At 43.2% G+C, this 18,119-nt stretch carries 14 protein-coding genes and 2 tRNA genes; 12 read left to right on the top strand and 4 right to left on the bottom strand.

Annotated elements, in window-relative coordinates:
- Positions 1-40 precede the first annotated feature (40 nt).
- Positions 41-235, top strand: coding sequence for a hypothetical protein (locus tag AC2SLO_RS09815; RefSeq protein WP_486542851.1), 195 nt, complete (start codon positions 41-43; stop codon positions 233-235).
- A gap of 132 nt (positions 236-367) precedes the next feature.
- Here AC2SLO_RS09815 and AC2SLO_RS09810 read toward each other — a convergent pair.
- The 4 genes from AC2SLO_RS09810 to AC2SLO_RS09795 form a co-directional block, all read right to left on the bottom strand.
- Positions 368-452: transfer RNA gene (locus tag AC2SLO_RS09810), tRNA-Leu, on the bottom strand.
- A 207-nt stretch (positions 453-659) separates the two neighbouring features.
- Positions 660-744: transfer RNA gene (locus tag AC2SLO_RS09805), tRNA-Leu, on the bottom strand.
- A gap of 160 nt (positions 745-904) precedes the next feature.
- Positions 905-2,695, bottom strand: a complete 1,791-nt coding sequence (locus AC2SLO_RS09800; RefSeq protein WP_486542853.1) for a sigma 54-interacting transcriptional regulator — start codon at positions 2,693-2,695, stop codon at positions 905-907.
- Positions 2,696-2,750: 55 nt separating this feature from the next.
- A complete protein-coding gene (locus AC2SLO_RS09795; RefSeq protein WP_486542855.1) occupies positions 2,751-3,977 on the bottom strand; it encodes a two-component system sensor histidine kinase NtrB in 1,227 nt (408 codons plus the stop codon).
- A gap of 538 nt (positions 3,978-4,515) precedes the next feature.
- Here AC2SLO_RS09795 and rimO point away from each other — a divergent pair.
- From rimO to lpxA, 11 genes are all read left to right on the top strand, one after another.
- Positions 4,516-6,096 carry a 30S ribosomal protein S12 methylthiotransferase RimO gene (gene rimO / locus AC2SLO_RS09790; protein ID WP_486542858.1) on the top strand — a complete coding sequence of 527 codons (1,581 nt, stop codon included), beginning with the start codon at positions 4,516-4,518 and terminating at the stop codon, positions 6,094-6,096.
- Between the two features lie 316 nt (positions 6,097-6,412).
- Entirely contained in the window at positions 6,413-7,138 is a 726-nt protein-coding gene (gene pyrH / locus AC2SLO_RS09785; protein ID WP_486542860.1) for a UMP kinase, read from the top strand.
- A 77-nt stretch (positions 7,139-7,215) separates the two neighbouring features.
- The gene (gene frr, locus AC2SLO_RS09780) at positions 7,216-7,770 is read left to right on the top strand and encodes a ribosome recycling factor (protein ID WP_486542863.1); all 555 of its coding nucleotides are present in this window, start codon (positions 7,216-7,218) and stop codon (positions 7,768-7,770) included.
- 219 nt (positions 7,771-7,989) lie between these two features.
- On the top strand, positions 7,990-8,769 hold the full coding sequence (uppS, locus tag AC2SLO_RS09775) for a polyprenyl diphosphate synthase (RefSeq protein ID WP_486542865.1): 780 nt from the start codon (positions 7,990-7,992) through the stop codon (positions 8,767-8,769).
- Between the two features lie 181 nt (positions 8,770-8,950).
- Entirely contained in the window at positions 8,951-9,760 is an 810-nt protein-coding gene (locus tag AC2SLO_RS09770) for a phosphatidate cytidylyltransferase (RefSeq protein WP_486542867.1), read from the top strand.
- Between the two features lie 236 nt (positions 9,761-9,996).
- The gene (gene ispC / locus AC2SLO_RS09765; RefSeq protein ID WP_486542869.1) at positions 9,997-11,202 is read left to right on the top strand and encodes a 1-deoxy-D-xylulose-5-phosphate reductoisomerase; all 1,206 of its coding nucleotides are present in this window, start codon (positions 9,997-9,999) and stop codon (positions 11,200-11,202) included.
- A complete protein-coding gene (gene rseP, locus AC2SLO_RS09760; protein WP_486542964.1) occupies positions 11,202-12,599 on the top strand; it encodes an RIP metalloprotease RseP in 1,398 nt (465 codons plus the stop codon). Before ispC ends, rseP begins: the two co-directional genes overlap by 1 nt.
- Positions 12,600-12,766: 167 nt before the next feature.
- Positions 12,767-15,256 (top strand): outer membrane protein assembly factor BamA, encoded by a 2,490-nt coding sequence (bamA, locus tag AC2SLO_RS09755; protein WP_486542872.1) that lies wholly within the window; start codon positions 12,767-12,769, stop codon positions 15,254-15,256.
- Between the two features lie 138 nt (positions 15,257-15,394).
- Complete coding sequence (gene lpxD, locus AC2SLO_RS09750) at positions 15,395-16,450, top strand: UDP-3-O-(3-hydroxymyristoyl)glucosamine N-acyltransferase (protein ID WP_486542874.1); 1,056 nt, start codon at positions 15,395-15,397, stop codon at positions 16,448-16,450.
- A gap of 83 nt (positions 16,451-16,533) precedes the next feature.
- Positions 16,534-17,088: a 3-hydroxyacyl-ACP dehydratase FabZ gene (fabZ, locus tag AC2SLO_RS09745; protein ID WP_486542876.1), complete on the top strand. Its 555-nt coding sequence runs from the start codon at positions 16,534-16,536 to the stop codon at positions 17,086-17,088.
- Between the two features lie 96 nt (positions 17,089-17,184).
- Complete coding sequence (lpxA, locus tag AC2SLO_RS09740; RefSeq protein WP_486542878.1) at positions 17,185-17,964, top strand: acyl-ACP--UDP-N-acetylglucosamine O-acyltransferase; 780 nt, start codon at positions 17,185-17,187, stop codon at positions 17,962-17,964.
- Positions 17,965-18,119: the final 155 nt, after the last annotated feature.

Below are 18,119 nucleotides of genomic sequence, written 5' to 3'. Positions count from 1 at the left end.
AACTTAATATTTATTACTCAAAATAAAAAAGGCGATAACTATGTTTCTAGTAATTCAGAATGACACCATTAATATAAAAGATATCAGTAGAATCTCGCGAAAGGGCAGTGTGATTACGGTTTATTTTATGAGCGGTAATGAGCCGGCCACTTATAATTACGATAATGACAGTGATGCCACTGAGGTTGAATTTAAGGTATTCAAAAACTTAGAAGAGAAAGGATTAGTAGTGTAAGCCAACTAAAGAGATAGAGTTTAAGCATCAACTATTCTCTAGTTCATATCATAACTATTAGACAATAAAAAACCCGCTAAAAGCGGGTTTTTTATTTAAATATTTGGTCTAAGAACAACTAACCGGATAAAATGGTGGGGCTGGAGAGACTCGAACTCTCACACCTCTCGGCGCCAGAACCTAAATCTGGTGCGTCTACCAATTCCGCCACAGCCCCATTTTAAACATTCCGCATCTGATAGATGCTTACTGGGTTAGCGCTTCTCAGTGGTTGTGTATTATATAGATTTAAAATCTGTTGGCAAGTCTTTTTTCTATGATTAATCACATTGATGATAATCAATAAATTTCAGCCAATAAAAAACCCGCTAAAAGCGGGTTTTTTATTTAGATATTTGGTCTAAGAACAACTAACCGGATAAAATGGTGGGGCTGGAGAGACTCGAACTCTCACACCTCTCGGCGCCAGAACCTAAATCTGGTGCGTCTACCAATTCCGCCACAGCCCCATTTTAAACATTCCGCATCTGATAGATGCTTACTGGGTTAGTGCTTCTCAGTGGGTGACTATTATATAGAATAAAATAAGCTTGGCAAGCATTTTTTCTAATTTTTTGAAAAACTTTAGTCAATAGGGCTGATGCCCCCCTTGTTTGTTGTCTTCAATGTCTAACTGTCTTCGATGCCAAGCAATTTTATCTTACGGGTTAACGTATTGCGCCCCCAACCTAATAGGTCGGCAGCTTCTCCTTTACGGCCTCGGCTATGCTCTAACGCCACGCTGATTAATACTTTTTCAAATTCTGGAGTAGCCAATTGTAGTATTTCTGAGTGACCGGCATTTAACGACTGATCTGCCCATGCTTTTAACTGCTGTTGCCAACTGCTACTGGTTTGGGGTGCATTAGTTGGAGCAGGCGTTGATGGAAACGGTGCTGAGTACTCTCTTTGACCGGTTTCTATAGATGGCGTACTCGGTAAAGACGTATTAAACGGTTGCGGCTGAAGAGCATTATCTGCTGACAATCCAGTCGATGCATTAGAAGGTGTTGTTTGAGAGTAGGGCGTACTATCAGTATGAACGACTTGATTCTCAGGTGAAGGCGCGACAGACTCTGCATGCACATGTCTTGCAGCAAACTCTGTCAAATCAGGCGGTAAATCCTCAACCGTTAATACTTCACCGGTTGCCATCACGGTAATCCAGCGGCACGCGTTTTCAAGCTGGCGAACATTACCAGGCCAGTCAAAGCTTTGCATGATATACAGTGCTTCTGGCGACAACTGCTTACGTTCAGTATTCATCTCAGTTGCGGCTCGGCCCATAAAGAAATCTACCAGTTCTGGGATATCATCGGGACGGGCGCGCAGTGGCGGTAGTGGTAAGCGAATCACATTTAAACGGTAGAATAAATCTTCGCGGAATCTACCCTCTTTTACCAATTGCTCTAAATTTTGATGGGTCGCGGCAATGATACGCACATCGACTTTAATAGGCTTTTGACCACCCACTCGGAAAAACTCTCCGTTCGCCAGTACTCTTAGTAAACGAGTTTGGATACTAAACGGCATATCACCGATTTCATCTAAAAATAACGTACCACCGTTGGCCTGCTCAAACCGTCCTTGACGCTGAGTGGTGGCACCGGTGAAGGCTCCTTTTTCGTGACCGAACAATTCAGACTCAATCAGCTCGTGAGGAATGGCGGCCATATTAAGTGCAATAAAAGGCTTTTTATTACGTGGCGAGTTTTGATGCAGCGCGCTAGCCACAAGCTCTTTGCCAGTCCCTGATTCTCCAGTAATCAATACCGTAATTGGAGAGGAGGCCAAACGTCCAATCGCGCGAAATACAGTTTGCATTACAGGGGATTGACCGATAATAGGGCTTTTCTCATCCGCACTTTTGTCAGCAGCTTTGGCAGGACTGGGCTTAGACTGTATAGGTTTTTTATCAGACTCAGACTTGGCGATTGAGGCCGTCGTAGACTCAGTTGCTGTATCAGCAGGCGCTATAGCAGCAGGTGCTTCACTCGGCTCAGGCGTAATAACCGTAGCATCAGGGTTTGATTGAATCGCTTTTTTAACCACAGAAACAGCATGATCTAAGTCAAAAGGCTTCGGCAAGTATTCAAATGCACCAGTATCATAACTGTCTACGGCTGATTTTAAATCAGAGTGGGCGGTCATGATAATAACCGGCAAATCAGGGAAGTTTCGGTGCATCCACTCGCTAAACGATAGTCCATCCATCATGGGCATACGAATATCGGTTAAGATAACATCGGGCAGTGTACTGCGAGCCTCATGACCATGTAGCACATCATTAAGTCGTGCCCAAGCGCCTTTGGCATTACTAAACGATTGTAGCTCAAGACCTGCATCAATAAAGGTATCTTCTAATATCAGTCTTAGGGCAGGATCGTCATCGATTAACCATAATGCATGTTTTGTTGTCATTGTCTCAAATCCCTGTTTGGTGTTCTTATCAGTCTTAAAATGGGTGTCGTATTGTTTAGCTTGGCGTGTTTGGGTTGTTTGTCGGCGCTAACGGCAAGAAGATATCAAACTGAGTCATACCTGGGTGTGAGGCTACTTCAATAGCGCCTTCGTGCCGATGCACAATCTCTTGCACTAAAGCCAGTCCAAGGCCCGTGCCACTGGCTCTGCCGGTAACAAGCGGGAAGAAGATTCGGCCAATAAAATCAGGCGCAATCCCCGCACCATTATCTTGGATGCTAACTTTAATCACTTGGCGATGGTAAGTGGTGCCAATGGTATATTGATACTCAATACGGGTAATCATTTTTAATATCGGTTGATATTCTGCATCGAGTTGGGTCATGTCTTGCTCTAGCATGGCTTCACAAGCGTTGTTGACCAGATTTAAAAACACTTGAATCAACTGATTTTTATCGGCAATCAGTTCAGGCAGTGATAAATCATAATCACGATGGATATGAACGGTTGGGTACTGGGTCTGGGTTAATAACAACACATGCTCTAAAGGCTCATGAATGTTAAGCGGTTGCAAGTCCGGCGGCTGATTAGAGCCAAGCAATTGCTCAATTAAATGAGTCAGACGGTCAGTTTCGATAATAACGATATTGGCATAGGCTGCAAGCTTTCTGGCATCAACGAGTACCGTCGCATTTTCAGGCTCATCATTCGGGTCATCGTCTAGGTTTTGATGCAAACGAGTCTGCTTGATTAATAGCTGCGCGGCACCGCGAATACCGGCTAAAGGGTTTTTCACCTCATGCGCCACAGAGCGCAGCATCTCACGCGAGACATCATGCTGCTCTTGTAAGCGGTGTTCTTTATCTATTCGGTTTTGACGATCGCCTGGCCATATCTCGATTAAAAAGAAAGACTGACCTTCTTGCTCAACTGGCGTCACGCTATAGTGAGCATAAATCGGCTGAGCCACGCCCTTGACGTAACGGCTGTATTTAATAAAGGGCTGCTGATAATCTTTGGCGTTATTAAACTGTACCTTAAGCTCTGATTGGCTTTCCTCTACAGATTCATGCGACTCCCCATAAGAGGCATCATTAACGGCCGTATTTACCGCACATGGGCTTAACACTTCTAAGACATTTAGTCCAACAAGCCGTGTCTTACTGACCGAAAATAGCTGTTCTGTTTGCAGGTTCACCCACTGAATGACCAAATCGGCATTGACCCAAATAACACTGGTATAAAGATTTTGGAGGAGGGGAAGGGCTTGAGTCGGTTGCATAAACGGTCTTTTCGATAGGTAAATTAGGACAATAAAAGAGGACTACTGAGCGTTAATGGGTTTCAATGAGCAGGTGTAATAGCTGCTAAAAGGGTGCTGATTTTGCACAGGTTCAGTCATTAATAAGGTTAATCATCATGTCATAGTAATAAAGGTGCAAAATCAGTACCAATATAATGAAGCAATGACTATCGAGCTATCAAGGCTTATTTAGAAGAGAGTTTATTTAAAAAAGCACATAAATAGTGCATTTTATGATTAATGATTTATTATAGTGCATTATTGATACTAATTAGCGCATTAGTTGGGTTTATTCATAACTAAGCGGCTGTTTGTCTAAATTTAGATATCCAATACGGTGCATCTGGTTGATAAGACCGGTCATGAAAAAGATATGAATATGGCTTTCGTGCTAGTATAGAGAGGTAAAAATTCGTACAATGCCCACAACGTTTTAGTGAGTGTGCGCAGCAGCAAGTTAACGATGCTGATTTCCAAGCCCATTCTATTTCAATCCACTATTTAAAAGTATGTGTCTATGCCAAGCCAAAAACCTGCGGATTCAGTGTCTATCTATACGCCAGGTGCAGCCACTCAGCCAGCATCTAATTCCTCTAGCAGCATCCAACAGCAACAGCCGTCAGCAACCTCTGACCAAGCTGCCTATCACCATAAAGCCAATCACAATCAAAATCGCAGTGTAGAACAAAGTGGTGAGCACACCAATCAGCAATCCTCTTATGTTAATGGTTTAGCACCAAAAATTGGGTTTGTCTCATTAGGTTGCCCTAAAGCCTTGGTAGACAGTGAGCGTATCATTACCGAGCTGACCAAAGACGGCTACCGCGTTGCCTCAGATTACAACGGCGCTGATTTGGTCGTGGTCAATACTTGCGGCTTTATTGAGTCTGCGGTACAAGAGTCACTTGACGCCATTGGCGAGGCCATTAATCAAAATGGTAAAGTGATTGTCACCGGCTGTTTGGGTAAAGAGGCCGACAAGATTCGTGACATGCATCCAGCTGTACTCGCAGTAACTGGCGCACATGCATATGATGAAGTGGTGACAGCGGTCTCAAAACATGCCCCGATGCCGCAAGCCATAAAAGATCAAAAAGCATACGACCCAAAAATTGATTTAATTGACAGTGCTGGCGTGAAGTTAACGCCAGGTCATTATGCGTACCTCAAGATATCAGAAGGCTGTAACCACCGCTGTACCTTCTGTATTATCCCAAGCTTGCGTGGTGATCTGGTCTCAAGACCGATTGACAGTGTTATGAGCGAAGCAATGGCATTAAAGAAAGCCGGCGTTAAAGAAATCTTAGTTATCTCGCAAGATACTTCAGCTTACGGGCTTGACCTAAAATATAAAACCGTATTTTGGGAGGGTATGCCGCTTAAATCGAAGTTTTTTGATTTGTGTCAAGCGCTTGCCAAGGTCGGTATTTGGGTGCGTCTACATTATGTGTATCCGTATCCGCACGTCGATAAAGTGGTTGAGCTTATGGCAAAACCAAGTGACAAAGGCGGCTTGCTACCTTACTTAGATATCCCATTACAGCACGCTAGTCCAAGCATCTTAAAAGCGATGAAACGCCCTGCGCACAGTGAAAATACACTGGCTCGTATTCAAAAGTGGCGTGAAATCAATCCAGATATCGTGATTCGCTCTACTTTTGTGGTTGGCTTCCCAGGTGAGACCGAAGAAGATTTTGAGTATCTACTAGACTGGTTAAAACAGGCTAAATTAGACCGTGTTGGCTGCTTTACCTACTCTGAGATTGAAGGCGCTGTTGCTAACGACTTACCAAATCATGTGCCAGAAGAGATTAAACAACAACGCTATGAGCGCTTTATGGCAGTTCAGCAGCAAATATCTGAGCAAAAGCTGCAAGAAAAGGTGGGCAAAACTATGACCGTATTGGTCGATGAGATTGATACCGAAGACTATATTGCAATTTGCCGCAGCTATGCCGATGCGCCTGAAATCGATGGTCACGTTTATGTTGATGATATTTTACAAAACGGCAAACTGGCAATTAAAGTCGGTGATATGTTGACAGTAACCATTGATGAAGTCAGTGAGTACGATTTATTTGCCTCTTATAAAGGTTAATACACTTACGCTTTAAATAATGCGCTAACGTATGCACTAAATAGGACGGTTGATATTGGTGCATACTGTGGCCGTGCTTAAATATAAAATTAGCGCTATAAGCAGATGCCGTTTTTTGGTAAACTTTACTCCATTTAGCATGCGTTTTGGTTATGGTTATTGGACCCTTATTATTTTAACCATAACCGCCTTTTTAATAGAGTGTCTACCATAATGGATAAGTTGTCGGTTATGGCAAGGTGGCGAAAATAACGCTCTATTCATGATATGTCCTAATGATTCTAAACTTAATGAATGTTAATAAATAAGGTGTCTTATGTCTGATAAAAACCCCCAGTACTCACGTATTTTACTTAAGCTATCAGGCGAAGCCTTGGCAGGTGGTAAAGGCATGGGTATCGATACATCGGTACTTGATCAAATGAGCTTATCTATTGCTCACTTATGTGGTCTTGGTGTGCAAGTCGGTATCGTGGTTGGCGGTGGTAATTTATATCGCGGCAGCCAATTACAAAAAGAGGGCTTAGTTGGCCGTGTTACTGGTGACCAAATGGGCATGCTGGCAACAGTTATGAACGGTCTGGCTATGCGTGATGCTCTAGAGCGTCGTAACATTAATACCCGTCTTATGTCTGCACTACCTATCGGTGAAGTCACTGAAAGCTATAGCAGCCGTAACGCTATTCGTTATTTAAAAAATAGCGATGTGTGTATCTTTGTTGCGGGCACTGGTAATCCGTTCTTTACTACAGACACCGCAGCATGCTTACGCGGTATTGAAATCGAAGCAGGCGTTATCCTAAAAGCCACAAAAGTTGATGGCGTGTATGACAAAGACCCAAGCTTGCATGACGATGCCAAAAAATACGATTCATTAACCTTTGACGAGGTATTAGAGCAAAAGCTTGGCGTGATGGATTTGACAGCGATTGCCTTATGCCGTGAACACAATGTGCCGCTACAAGTCTTCGATATGAATAAGCCGAATGCATTATTAAATGTTGTGATGGGCGAGAATGAAGGCACGCGTGTTTTTCACTAATTGAGAGACTTCTCTGATTTGTTATTTATTCATGTATCAATAGTTTTAATTCACTTTGAATATTGAAAGGAAACGTTATGATTAACGATATCAAAAAAGACGGTGAAAGCCGCATGCAAAAAACCATTGAAGCGCTAGAAAATGCGTTCAGTAAAGTTCGCACAGGCCGTGCACATCCAGGCATGCTATCGAGCGTTATGGTCAATTATTACGGTGCAGATACCCCGCTTAACCAAGTAGCGAGTGTGAACGTTGAAGACTCACGCACTTTGTTGGTTCAGCCATTTGAGCGTTCTATGGTTCAAGCGGTAGATAAAGCGATTCGTGAAGCAGATTTGGGCTTAAACCCAATGACAGCTGACGTTATTCGTGTACCTATGCCGGCATTAACCGAAGAGACACGCCGTGATATGCAAAAGCTTGCTCGTGCAGAAGCTGAGAACAGCCGTGTGTCTATCCGTAATGTGCGCCGTGATATGATGAGCGATATCAAAGACTTAGCCAAAGAAAAAGAAATCAGTGAAGATGAAGAGCGTCGCGCCAGTGACGACATTCAAAAGCTTACTGATAAATATATCGGTGTGATCGATAGTAAGCTTGATGCCAAAGAAAATGAGTTAATGGAAGTTTGATTTTCGTATTTACCCTCAGGTCAAGACTTAGCAGCTTTGAATGAACAGAAGCTGCTATTGACCTAGATGGGTTTGGGATTAAATGGTGTCGGCAAGTTAGACACCATTTAGCCTCTCTCTATCTTAAGATGGTAATGGTAAATAAAGCATCATCACAACCTGTGTGCTTATTTAACCATTATCATCTGCCATTTACTGAATATATAGATAAAGAAATTTATGACTGAGCCACACAATAGCACCAGCGCCCACGCAACTGACTCCCTTCCTATTCCTGCCGTTTTGCCAAAGCACATCGCCATTATTATGGATGGCAACAATCGTTATGCCAAAGCACGCGGTATGGCAAAAGGCCAAGGGCATGTGGCCGGTAAAGAGTCGCTAGACCCGCTTGTTGAATATTGTGTTAGAGTAGGCATTGAAGTATTGACGGTGTTTGCTTTCTCAAGTGAGAACTGGCAGCGTCCTGCCAATGAAGTGGCGTTATTGATGCGTCTGCTAGCATTGACCATTGATGAGCAGTTGCCACGTATGAAGAAGTACAACATACGTCTGCGCTTTATCGGTGATAGAAGTCAGCTTAGCGAAGAGCTACAAGCCTTGATGGCGGATGCAGAGCAGCAAACAGCTGAGTATGATGCCATGACACTGGTTATTGCCATTAGTTATGGTGGTCAGTGGGATATTGCCAATGCAGCAAGAACGCTAGCGCGTCAGGTTGAGAAGGGCGAAATCAGTGCAGAAGAGGTGACGGTTAATAGCCTAAATAACAACGTACAGTTAGCCGATGTACCTGATGTGGATATGCTGATTCGTACCGGCGGCGAGTTTAGAATATCGAACTTCTTGCTGTGGCAGTCCGCTTATGCTGAGCTGTTCTTTACCCCGACTCTATGGCCAGATTTTTCGCCTAAAGAGTTAAACGATATGCTGATTGAGTTTTCTCGCCGTCAGCGTCGTTTTGGTAAGACCAGCGAACAAATAGAATCTGGTCAATAACTCAAAATAGCATTAGATTAAGGGTATGACTCAAACAGTATTATCGTCAATGTACAGTTATTCAATATTTAACCAAACAATTAGTTAGATTGATAATAAAGACAATGACGTCCCTTGTAAGATGGTATTTATAAATAGACGTTAAATCACTTAATAGAACATTAGATAAGGGCTCATCAGTATGTGGACACGCATCAAAACGGCTATAATTTTGGTTATTATTGTCGGCGCCGCAATGTTTGCCAGCAAAAGTCCTTATCTGTTTATTTTGTTATTAGCGCTTGGGGTAGGCCTTGCTGCCCATGAGTGGACAAAACTGATGCCTAAGTGGCGTGCGCCCGTACTTTATGTGTTGTTGGTTTTGGCTGTGACTCTGTGTAGTTTATGGTTCCCAGTAACTTGGCCAGTATGGTGGTGTGCATCAATTTTTATTTGGTCACTGGCACTCACTTGGATAACTAAATTTCCTGTTTCAACAGACTGGTATGGCAAACGATTGTCTATTATGGGCTTTGCTATTTTGACCGGTGCCATTACGGCTATGTTCTATCTATGGCAGCAGTCGCCTTGGTGGCTGATGTATGTGTTCATATTAGTCTGGTGTGCAGACAGTGGCGCATATTTTGTGGGCCGTAAACTGGGCAAGCGTAAGATGTCACCGAATGTCTCGCCTAATAAGAGTATGGAAGGCTTGGCAGGTGGATTGGTAACTGGTCTAGTCGTGGTTATAGGCATTAGCTTATTTAAACTAAACCTAGATGGCAGATTATTGGTTGTTTTTGTGGGTCTATCACTGCTTACCATTTTGGCCTCGGTATTAGGCGATCTATTTGAGTCGATGCTTAAGCGACGCACCGGTGTCAAAGACTCAGGGACCATCTTGCCAGGCCATGGCGGTGTATTGGATCGAATTGATTCATTATTAGCGGCGACGCCCATTTTTGCACTGGGCTTTTGGCTATTACAGCAGATGGGTTATTTTGTTAGATAACAAGGCTCAAAAAATCTATTTAAGCTATTAAGTGAAAACAAAGTTCGTTAAACTCATTGCAACTATAAACTACTGCCAAAAGGCAGGGTATTATTAACGATATTTTTGTTTAACTCATGTTGATTTATTTTAAAGCTAAGCTTAGTCTTTAAACCTGTGTGATGTTAGCTGAGCACTTATCAAAAGAGCAGTCAGTTAGCAGTATGAACTTAATTAACTGTATTAAAAGGTACATTATGACCCAGCGCATTGCCGTATTAGGGGCAACCGGATCCATTGGTGACAGTACACTGTCCATTCTTGCTGCTTACCCTGAACAGTACGAGATATATGCGCTGTCTGGTCATAGCCGCTTAGATAAATTATTTGAGCTATGTCAACAATTCTCACCAAGTCGAGTCTGTGTACCAGAAGACAAAGTAGATGAGTTTGCTCAGCGCTTGCAGGCGGCCAATCTTAACTGTGATGTGGTTGGCGGTCAGGCAGGTCTTAATGATATCACCACAGACAGACTAGTTGATACGGTTGTAGCGGCTATTGTCGGCGCCGCAGGTCTGGCCTCTACCTTAGCAGCCGCGCAAGGCGGTAAGCGTATTTTGCTGGCTAATAAAGAAGCGCTCGTTATGGCTGGTAGCCTGATGATGCAGGCGGTGCGTGATAGCGGAGCGACACTATTACCGCTAGATTCTGAACATAATGCTATTTTCCAATGTCTGCCGGCCAATGTGCAACAAGACAATACCGCCATTCACGAGCCGCATCACGGTGTCACCAAACTTTGGCTAACCGCCTCTGGTGGCCCTTTCTTAAATAAATCCCTCGAGCAGATGCAAGCGGCGACAGTTAGTGAGGCGGTTAAGCATCCAAATTGGTCAATGGGTCAAAAGATATCCGTTGATTCAGCGACTATGATGAACAAAGGACTTGAGCTGATTGAGGCATGTCATTTGTTTGATCTACCTGAATCGGATATTAATGTGGTAATTCATCCACAAAGTATCATTCACTCTTTGGTTGAGTACAGTGATGGCAGCTTTTTGGCGCAAATGGGTAGTCCAGATATGCGTACCCCGATTGCGCATGCGCTCGCTTTTCCTAACCGAATTGTTGCTGGTGTAAAATCATTAGACTTATATGAGCTATCAGCTTTAGAGTTTATTAAGCCTGATTTAGAAAAGTTTGCTTGCTTGAAATTAGCAAGGGAGGCCATGCAGTCCGGTCAATCAGCGACTATTATCCTGAATGCTGCCAATGAGATTGCGGTAGATTCGTTTATAAAACAGCAAGTTTCATTAACGGACATTGCCTTGATTAATGCGCGGGTATTAGACAAGATGCTATCGCAAACCAATAACCACATTACAGGGCTAGATGATATTTTGAGCATTGATAAACTGGCACGATCGCAGGCACAAAAAGAGGTTGCTGCATGTCTGGATTAATGACGTTTATGCTGTTTGCTTTAGCATTTATTGCCGTATTAGGCCCTCTGGTCGCATTGCATGAGTGGGGGCATTATATTGTCGCACGCTTATGTGGTGTTAAAGTATTAACGTATTCGATTGGCTTTGGGCCCAAGCTTGCCAGTTGGACCAGTAAAAAGACGGGCATTGATTATCGTATTTCGGCATTGCCTTTAGGCGGTTATGTGAAAATGCTTGATGAGCGTGAAGGCGAAGTAGCGGCGAGCGAAAAGCACCTTGCCTTTAACAATCAGCATCCGCTCAAAAAAATAGCGATTGTGGCTGCTGGCCCATTAATGAACTTTATTATCGCCATTACCTTATTCTGGGTACTATTTTTGGTACCTAGTGAGCAGCTTAATACGCGTATTGGCTCAGTGTTGCCAGATACACCTGCAGCAATGGCTGAAGTACCCACGGGTGATAAAATCGTTGCCGTTGATGGTCATGAGGTGCAAACGTGGGAAGAGGTTAACTATCGATTAGCCGATCGTATGGGTGAGACTGGCAGTATTGGCCTGACTTTAGCGCAAATGAATGAGCAGGCGCAGTCGGCAGATAATGTTAATCTGACTCTAAATGATGTCAGCATTCCTATTAAAGACTTTATGCAAGGCGAGCAGTCTGGTCAAGACACGCTGAGCAGTCTTGGGGTGATGCCATGGCAGCCGCACTTTGAGCCTGTGATTGGACAATTGGTACCCGAGGGTGCTGCTATCCGTCAAGGCATGAAAGTTGGTGATAAGATAGTCAGCATTAATGGCGAGCCGATTGACGACTGGATTGCTGCTACCCGTATTATCCGAGATAACCCAGAAACCTTACTTGATTTCACGGTATTACGTGAAGGCAAAGAAGTGGCATTAAAAATTATGCCACAAGGCAAAAAGGGCAATGCCGGTCAAGAGTATGGTCAAATCGGGGCCGGTATCAGTCCTGTGGACATTGTAGTACCAGATGACTACAAAACAATGGTATCCTACGACCCTATCAGTGCGGTTGGCAAAGCCTTCTCTAAGACCGGTCAGCTTGCGAGTATGACCTTAAGTTCTATGGGTAAGATGATTACTGGTAAAGTCGGTCTTGATAACTTATCCGGCCCGATTACCATTGCTGTTGTGAGCAAACAAAGCTTTGAAGTCAGCTGGGAGCAAGTGCTTGGAACGGCTGCTTTAATTAGCCTAAGCCTTGCTGTACTGAACTTACTGCCGATTCCTGTTTTGGATGGTGGCCATTTATTATATTATTTGATAGAACTTATTCGCGGTAAACCTGTCTCCGAAAAAATGCAGATAGTAGGCTTTAATCTGGGCTTTTTATTCTTAATTGGCTTTATGATATTAGCGATTACCAATGACTTTAGCCGCTACTTTTAATGGAATATACTAGAATTTATTTATGTTATCGCCTTAAATAGTTTGTTATATTTATGGCTTAAATAAGAATTCTAGCGTCTCAAAATTATTTCATTGACCGGTAGTGGTTAATTAAATTATAAAACGACCTTACCTTTAGCAAGTTTTTCGAACTACGGACTGTATGTATGCAAACGTCTTTATTTAAAATGGCTCAACTAGTGGCCACCCCTGTACTAGCAGCAGTTATGGCTGTATCCGCAAATGCTGCTGACACGGTAGTGACAGATATCGAGTTTGTTGGCCTTCAACGTTTGACCCCAGAGAGCCTTTATCCTTTGATTCCCACCAGTACTGGTGAGGTAATGACAGATGCAGATTTGGCTCAGAGTATTGAAGCGCTCTATGCGACCGGTGATTTTGCTAATATTCAAGCCAAGGTAGACGGCGGCCGCGTGACTTATTATGTGGTTGAGCGTCCTATTGTCGCCGAAGTCAATTTTGAGGGTAATAAGCTTATCCCTGATGAGGGTCTAAAAGAGGGTCTAAAATATGCGGGCGTCTCTGTTGGTGATGTATTAAAGCAATCAACCGTACAAAACGTGGCCAATGAGCTGCAACAACAATATATCGGTCAAGGTTATTACAACAGTGATATCGAAGTTGACCAAGAACTGCTTGATGGCAACCGTGTTAAATTAACGGTTCGTTTTATCGAAGGTAAAGCGGCAAAAGTTGTCGATATCAATATCATCGGTAACAACTACTTTAGCGATGAAGATATTAAAGATGTGTTTGCGGTGAAAGAAGCCTCTTGGAAACGTCTATTATCTAAGTCAGACCGTTATGCCAAAGAGAAGTTAGCTGCTAGCTTAGAAAACTTAAAAGCGATGTATCAAAACGAAGGTTTTGTTAACTTTAATGTTGATAATGCGATTTTAAATATCAATGATGAAAAAGATAAAGTATTCATTGAAGTGAGCATTACCGAGGGCGAGCAATATAAATTTGGTCGTACCAGCTTCTTAGGTAGGCCAACTTACGATGCGACTGAACTTGCCCAAGAAGTGAAATTCACTGAAGGTGAACAATACTCTCAAGCCAAACTTGAAGCGACGACTTCGGCGCTTCAGAATCATTATGGTGATGACGGCTATTATTTTGCGCAAGTACGCCCTGTACCGCGTATTAATGAAGAAACCAAAACGGTTGATATCGATTACTTTATCGATCCAGCACGCCCTGTGTATGTTCGCCGCATTAACTTTAGTGGTAATATCAAAACCGAAGATGAAGTGTTACGTCGTGAGATGCGTCAGTTAGAGGGTGCACTTGCCTCTAGCGACAAGATTCAAAGCTCACGTGTGCGTTTGATGCGCACTGGTTTCTTCAAAACGGTTAACGTTGATGTAAAGCCTGTGCCAAATACACCAGACCAAGTGGATATTAACTTTACGGTAGAAGAGCAGCCTTCAGGTAGCTCAACGATTGCTGCCGGTTACTCGCAGAGTGGTGGTGTGACCTTCCAGTTAGACTTTAGTCAGCGTAACTTTTTGGGTACCGGTAACCGTATCAACGCCGCTTTATCTCGCTCTGAAACGCGCGACTCTTATAGCTTAGGTTTCACTGACCCATATTTCACAGAAAATGGCGTCTCACAAGGGGTAAGCGCCTATTATAGAAAAACGAAGCTTGACGGAAGAAACGTTAGTAACTATGTTACTGACTCTTATGGTGCCACCTTAAACTACAGCTATCCTATTGATGAAACCAAGCGCATTAGTGCAGGTTTTAATTATGATAATACTGAAATTAATGGTGGTCGTTTTATGGGTGTCTCAAACGTTGAGGACCTATTAAAAGACGGTGGTAAGATGACAGCTTATGCCACGCCTATCCTTGATAAGGATGGCAATGAGATCGGTATTGATAAGCTGGGTAGTGCTAAGTTTAAAAATGACTATGATACTTACAACCTACTATTAGGTTGGGATTATAGTACCCTTGATCGCCCTGTGTTTCCAACCAAAGGTATGAGCCATACCGTCAATGCGACTTTAGGCTTTGGTGATCAAGAATTCCAGAAGATTGTGTATAAAGGTAATATCTACTATCCACTGGCCAAAGACTTTGTTGCCCGCGGTTATGCAAGACTAGGATATGGTAATGACTTGCCTTTCTACGAAAATTTCTATGCTGGTGGTTATGGTTCGGTCCGTGGTTATGAGTCCTCAAGTTTAGGTCCACGTTCAACTGTATTTAACTATGCTGCAAATGGTAGTACTCTATATAGTGCGGATGAATTCTATGAAGAGGTTGGTGGTAATGCGCTAGCGACTTTCGGTGCTGAGCTGATTTTGCCAATGCCATTTAAAGGCGACTGGGCAGACCAGGTACGTCCGGTTATCTTCGCAGAAGGTGGTCAGGTATTTGATACTGAAGACTTACACAAAGATGATTTCCGCTTTAACAGTGACTACGCTGAATACAATCAATATTTAGAAGAAAATGTGAAGCTATTAACCAAAAAAGATAATGACCTACGTTACAGTGTGGGTGCTGGTGTGACTTGGTATACGCCAATCGGTCCAATCTCTCTAAGTTATGCTAAGCCAATTAACGATAAAGACGGCGATAAAACCGAAGAGGTACAATTCCAGATTGGTAGTACATTCTAAGCAGCTTTATCACTTCCAAATAGCATCATAATTGTATAAATGGTAAGCCTCGACAGTCCTTATTGTAAGCAATAAGGACTGTCATCGTGTCTTGTCTATCCATAACTTATATCCAACCTGAAGGATACGTATTCAAAGATGACTATATCTACCGTGCATATCAGCCTACCCGAAATCATAGACGCCATTGCCGCTCATCAGCCTATTCTTAATCAGGAAGAGTTGGCCTCGCAGCAGAAGACAATCACTGGCATTGGCAGCCTAGATAAAGCCACGACCGATCAGTTAAGCTTTCTCTCAAGTAAAGCCTATGTAGAAGTGTTACCGACCACCAAAGCTGGTATCGTTTTGGTAGCCTCTGACCATGCCGAGCAGGTACCGAGTGGTAGTATTGCGATTGTTGTGGCGTCTCCGTATTTGGCCTATGCCGCAGTCACTCACTTATTTGAACCTATTATTAATCCAGCCTCTGCTTGCAACGGTGCTTTCATCCATCCTACCGCTCAAATTGCAGAAACAGCGGTACTGGGGGAGAATGTACAAGTAGGACCGTTTTGTGTGGTTGGTGAGCATACCCATATTGGTGCAGGCAGTAAGCTTGAGTCGCATGTGCATATTGGCGATAACGTTACTATCGGTACCAACTGCGTGATTTATCCACACGTTTATATTGCTTACCACTGTCAGATTGGCAATGAGGTGCGCCTGCATGCCGGTGCTAGCATTGGGGCTGAAGGCTTTGGCTTTGCATCCAAAAAAGATACCGCCACAGACGGTTGGCTACGTATTGTGCAGCTTGGCCGTGTGATTATCGGTAATGGTGTGCGTGTGGGTAGTCAGACTTGTATCGATCGTGGTGCGGTTGAAGACACGATTATTGGTGATAACGTGATTATCGATAACTTAGTGCAAGTCGGGCATAACACCCGATTAGGTGCAGGCTCTGCCTTAGCCGGTAATGCCGGCCTTGCCGGTAGCTCTATTATTGGTAAACGCTGTATGATTGGAGGTGGTGCTGGTGTGGCCGGTCATTTAGAGGTTACCGATGACGTGGTACTCACCGGTATGACCATGGCAACGAAGACAATCGATACCCCTGGCGTTTACTCCTCTGGAATAGGGGCGATGCCTGCGATGGAGTGGCGCCGTGCTTTGGTGCAATTAAGACAGCTGGGTAAAAAAGAAGACGATTAACCTTACTCTATTATAGACATCTATAAATCGTCTACGATAACTCTTTAATATAATGCTGATTGACTCTGCTATGAGGAACTTTCATGACACTTACTGCTGATACGACCGTCACGCCAGAAAAACAAAGTGGCTTTTGGCAAATGAGCTCAGAAGATGTGTCTTCATTGGCAGAAAGTGGGGTAACGCTTCCTATGGGCTTTGAGCAGCTAAAGCAGTATTTGCCGCATCGATATCCCTTCATGTTAGTAGATAGAGTCACTGAGTGTTGCCCAAATTCCTGGATTATGGGCTACAAAAACGTTTCGATTAATGAGCTGTTTTTTCAAGGTCATTTCCCAGAAAATCCAATTATGCCAGGTGTATTAATTGTGGAGGCCTTAGCGCAAATATCTGGCGTATTGGCATTTATCACCGAAGGCGTGACTGTAAAAGACGGTTATATGTTTTTATTTGCTGGCGTTGATAAAGTACGTTTTAAAGCGCCAGTTATGCCAGGCGATCAGTTGATATTAAAATCGAAGATAGTGACTCAAAAACGTCATATTTATAAATTTGATTGTCAGGCATATGTGGGCGATAAGCTTGCAACATCAGCACAACTGATGATTGTGCGCCAAGATTGGCCATTGACTTGCTAGGTTTCTAATCGCTTATCAATAGCAAGTCTGATTTCGATTCGTTTATTATCTTTTCTAACAGTATGACCCAACTTTACCAGACCAAAGGTTGCTTTAATGACACAGATCCACCCTACCGCCATTATTTCAGGTACAGCAGAGATTCACGAAACAGCAGTGATTGGACCATACTGCATTGTGGGCGATAGAGTGACTATTGGTGAGGGCACTAAGCTGTTACGTCATGTAGTTGTCACCAAAAATACGCGTATTGGTAAAAATAACGAAATTTACCAATTCGCTAGTATTGGTGAGGATTGCCAAGATTTAAAATATAACGGTGAAGAGACGTGGCTTGAGATTGGTGATAACAACTCTATTCGTGAAGCTTGTAGCTTTCATAGAGGTACTATTCAAGACAATGGTATTACCAAAATTGGCAGTAATAACCTATTTATGGTCAATACCCACATTGCCCACGATTGTGTAGTCGGTGATGGCAATATTCTAGCGAATAACGTCGGCGTGGCCGGTCATGTACATATCGGCAACGGTGTTATCATTGGCGGTCAATCTGGCGTGCATCAATTTTGCCATATTGACGACTATAGCTTGATTGGCGGCGGCAGTGTCATTCTAAAAGATGTGGCTGCACTTACCTTAGTGGCTGGTAATCCAGCGAGCGCGCATGGGCTAAATATAGAAGGAATGCGCCGTAAGCAGTGGTCGAAAGAAACCATCAATACACTACGCGATGCGTATAAGCTTATCTTTAAGTCAGGCAAAACCACTGTCGAGGTGATTGAGCGATTAAAGTCAGATTTTTTACCACAAGAGCCCAAAATACAATTGCTCATAGACTCTTTAGAGAATAGCAAACGTGGTATCATCCGATAAAATAAAATAAGCACCTATAAAAAGACCATAACCAATAGTTATGGTCTTTTTAATTTTGTGTTGCTTGACATTTAAATGAAGATGAAACAGACTTGCTTTGTAATTGGATGTAAACGTATATTACCGCACCATCACTTTAGTTAACATAAGTAGTC

It is taken from the genome of Psychrobacter sp. CX14 (genome assembly GCF_057396205.2).
The sequence above is the reverse complement of the archived record's forward strand: the minus strand, read 5'-3'. Positions and strand labels throughout refer to the sequence as shown.

Coding starts and splice junctions, on each gene's coding strand:
- lpxD (WP_486542874.1), top strand. CDS start 15,395: ATGACTATATCTACCGTGCATATCAGCCTACCCGAAATCATAGACGCC.
- AC2SLO_RS09795 (WP_486542855.1), bottom strand. CDS start 3,977: ATGCAACCGACTCAAGCCCTTCCCCTCCTCCAAAATCTTTATACCAGT.
- pyrH (WP_486542860.1), top strand. CDS start 6,413: ATGTCTGATAAAAACCCCCAGTACTCACGTATTTTACTTAAGCTATCA.
- uppS (WP_486542865.1), top strand. CDS start 7,990: ATGACTGAGCCACACAATAGCACCAGCGCCCACGCAACTGACTCCCTT.
- ispC (WP_486542869.1), top strand. CDS start 9,997: ATGACCCAGCGCATTGCCGTATTAGGGGCAACCGGATCCATTGGTGAC.
- AC2SLO_RS09815 (WP_486542851.1), top strand. CDS start 41: ATGTTTCTAGTAATTCAGAATGACACCATTAATATAAAAGATATCAGT.
- fabZ (WP_486542876.1), top strand. CDS start 16,534: ATGACACTTACTGCTGATACGACCGTCACGCCAGAAAAACAAAGTGGC.
- AC2SLO_RS09800 (WP_486542853.1), bottom strand. CDS start 2,695: ATGACAACAAAACATGCATTATGGTTAATCGATGACGATCCTGCCCTA.
- bamA (WP_486542872.1), top strand. CDS start 12,767: ATGCAAACGTCTTTATTTAAAATGGCTCAACTAGTGGCCACCCCTGTA.
- AC2SLO_RS09770 (WP_486542867.1), top strand. CDS start 8,951: ATGTGGACACGCATCAAAACGGCTATAATTTTGGTTATTATTGTCGGC.
- rimO (WP_486542858.1), top strand. CDS start 4,516: ATGCCAAGCCAAAAACCTGCGGATTCAGTGTCTATCTATACGCCAGGT.
- lpxA (WP_486542878.1), top strand. CDS start 17,185: ATGACACAGATCCACCCTACCGCCATTATTTCAGGTACAGCAGAGATT.
- rseP (WP_486542964.1), top strand. CDS start 11,202: ATGACGTTTATGCTGTTTGCTTTAGCATTTATTGCCGTATTAGGCCCT.
- frr (WP_486542863.1), top strand. CDS start 7,216: ATGATTAACGATATCAAAAAAGACGGTGAAAGCCGCATGCAAAAAACC.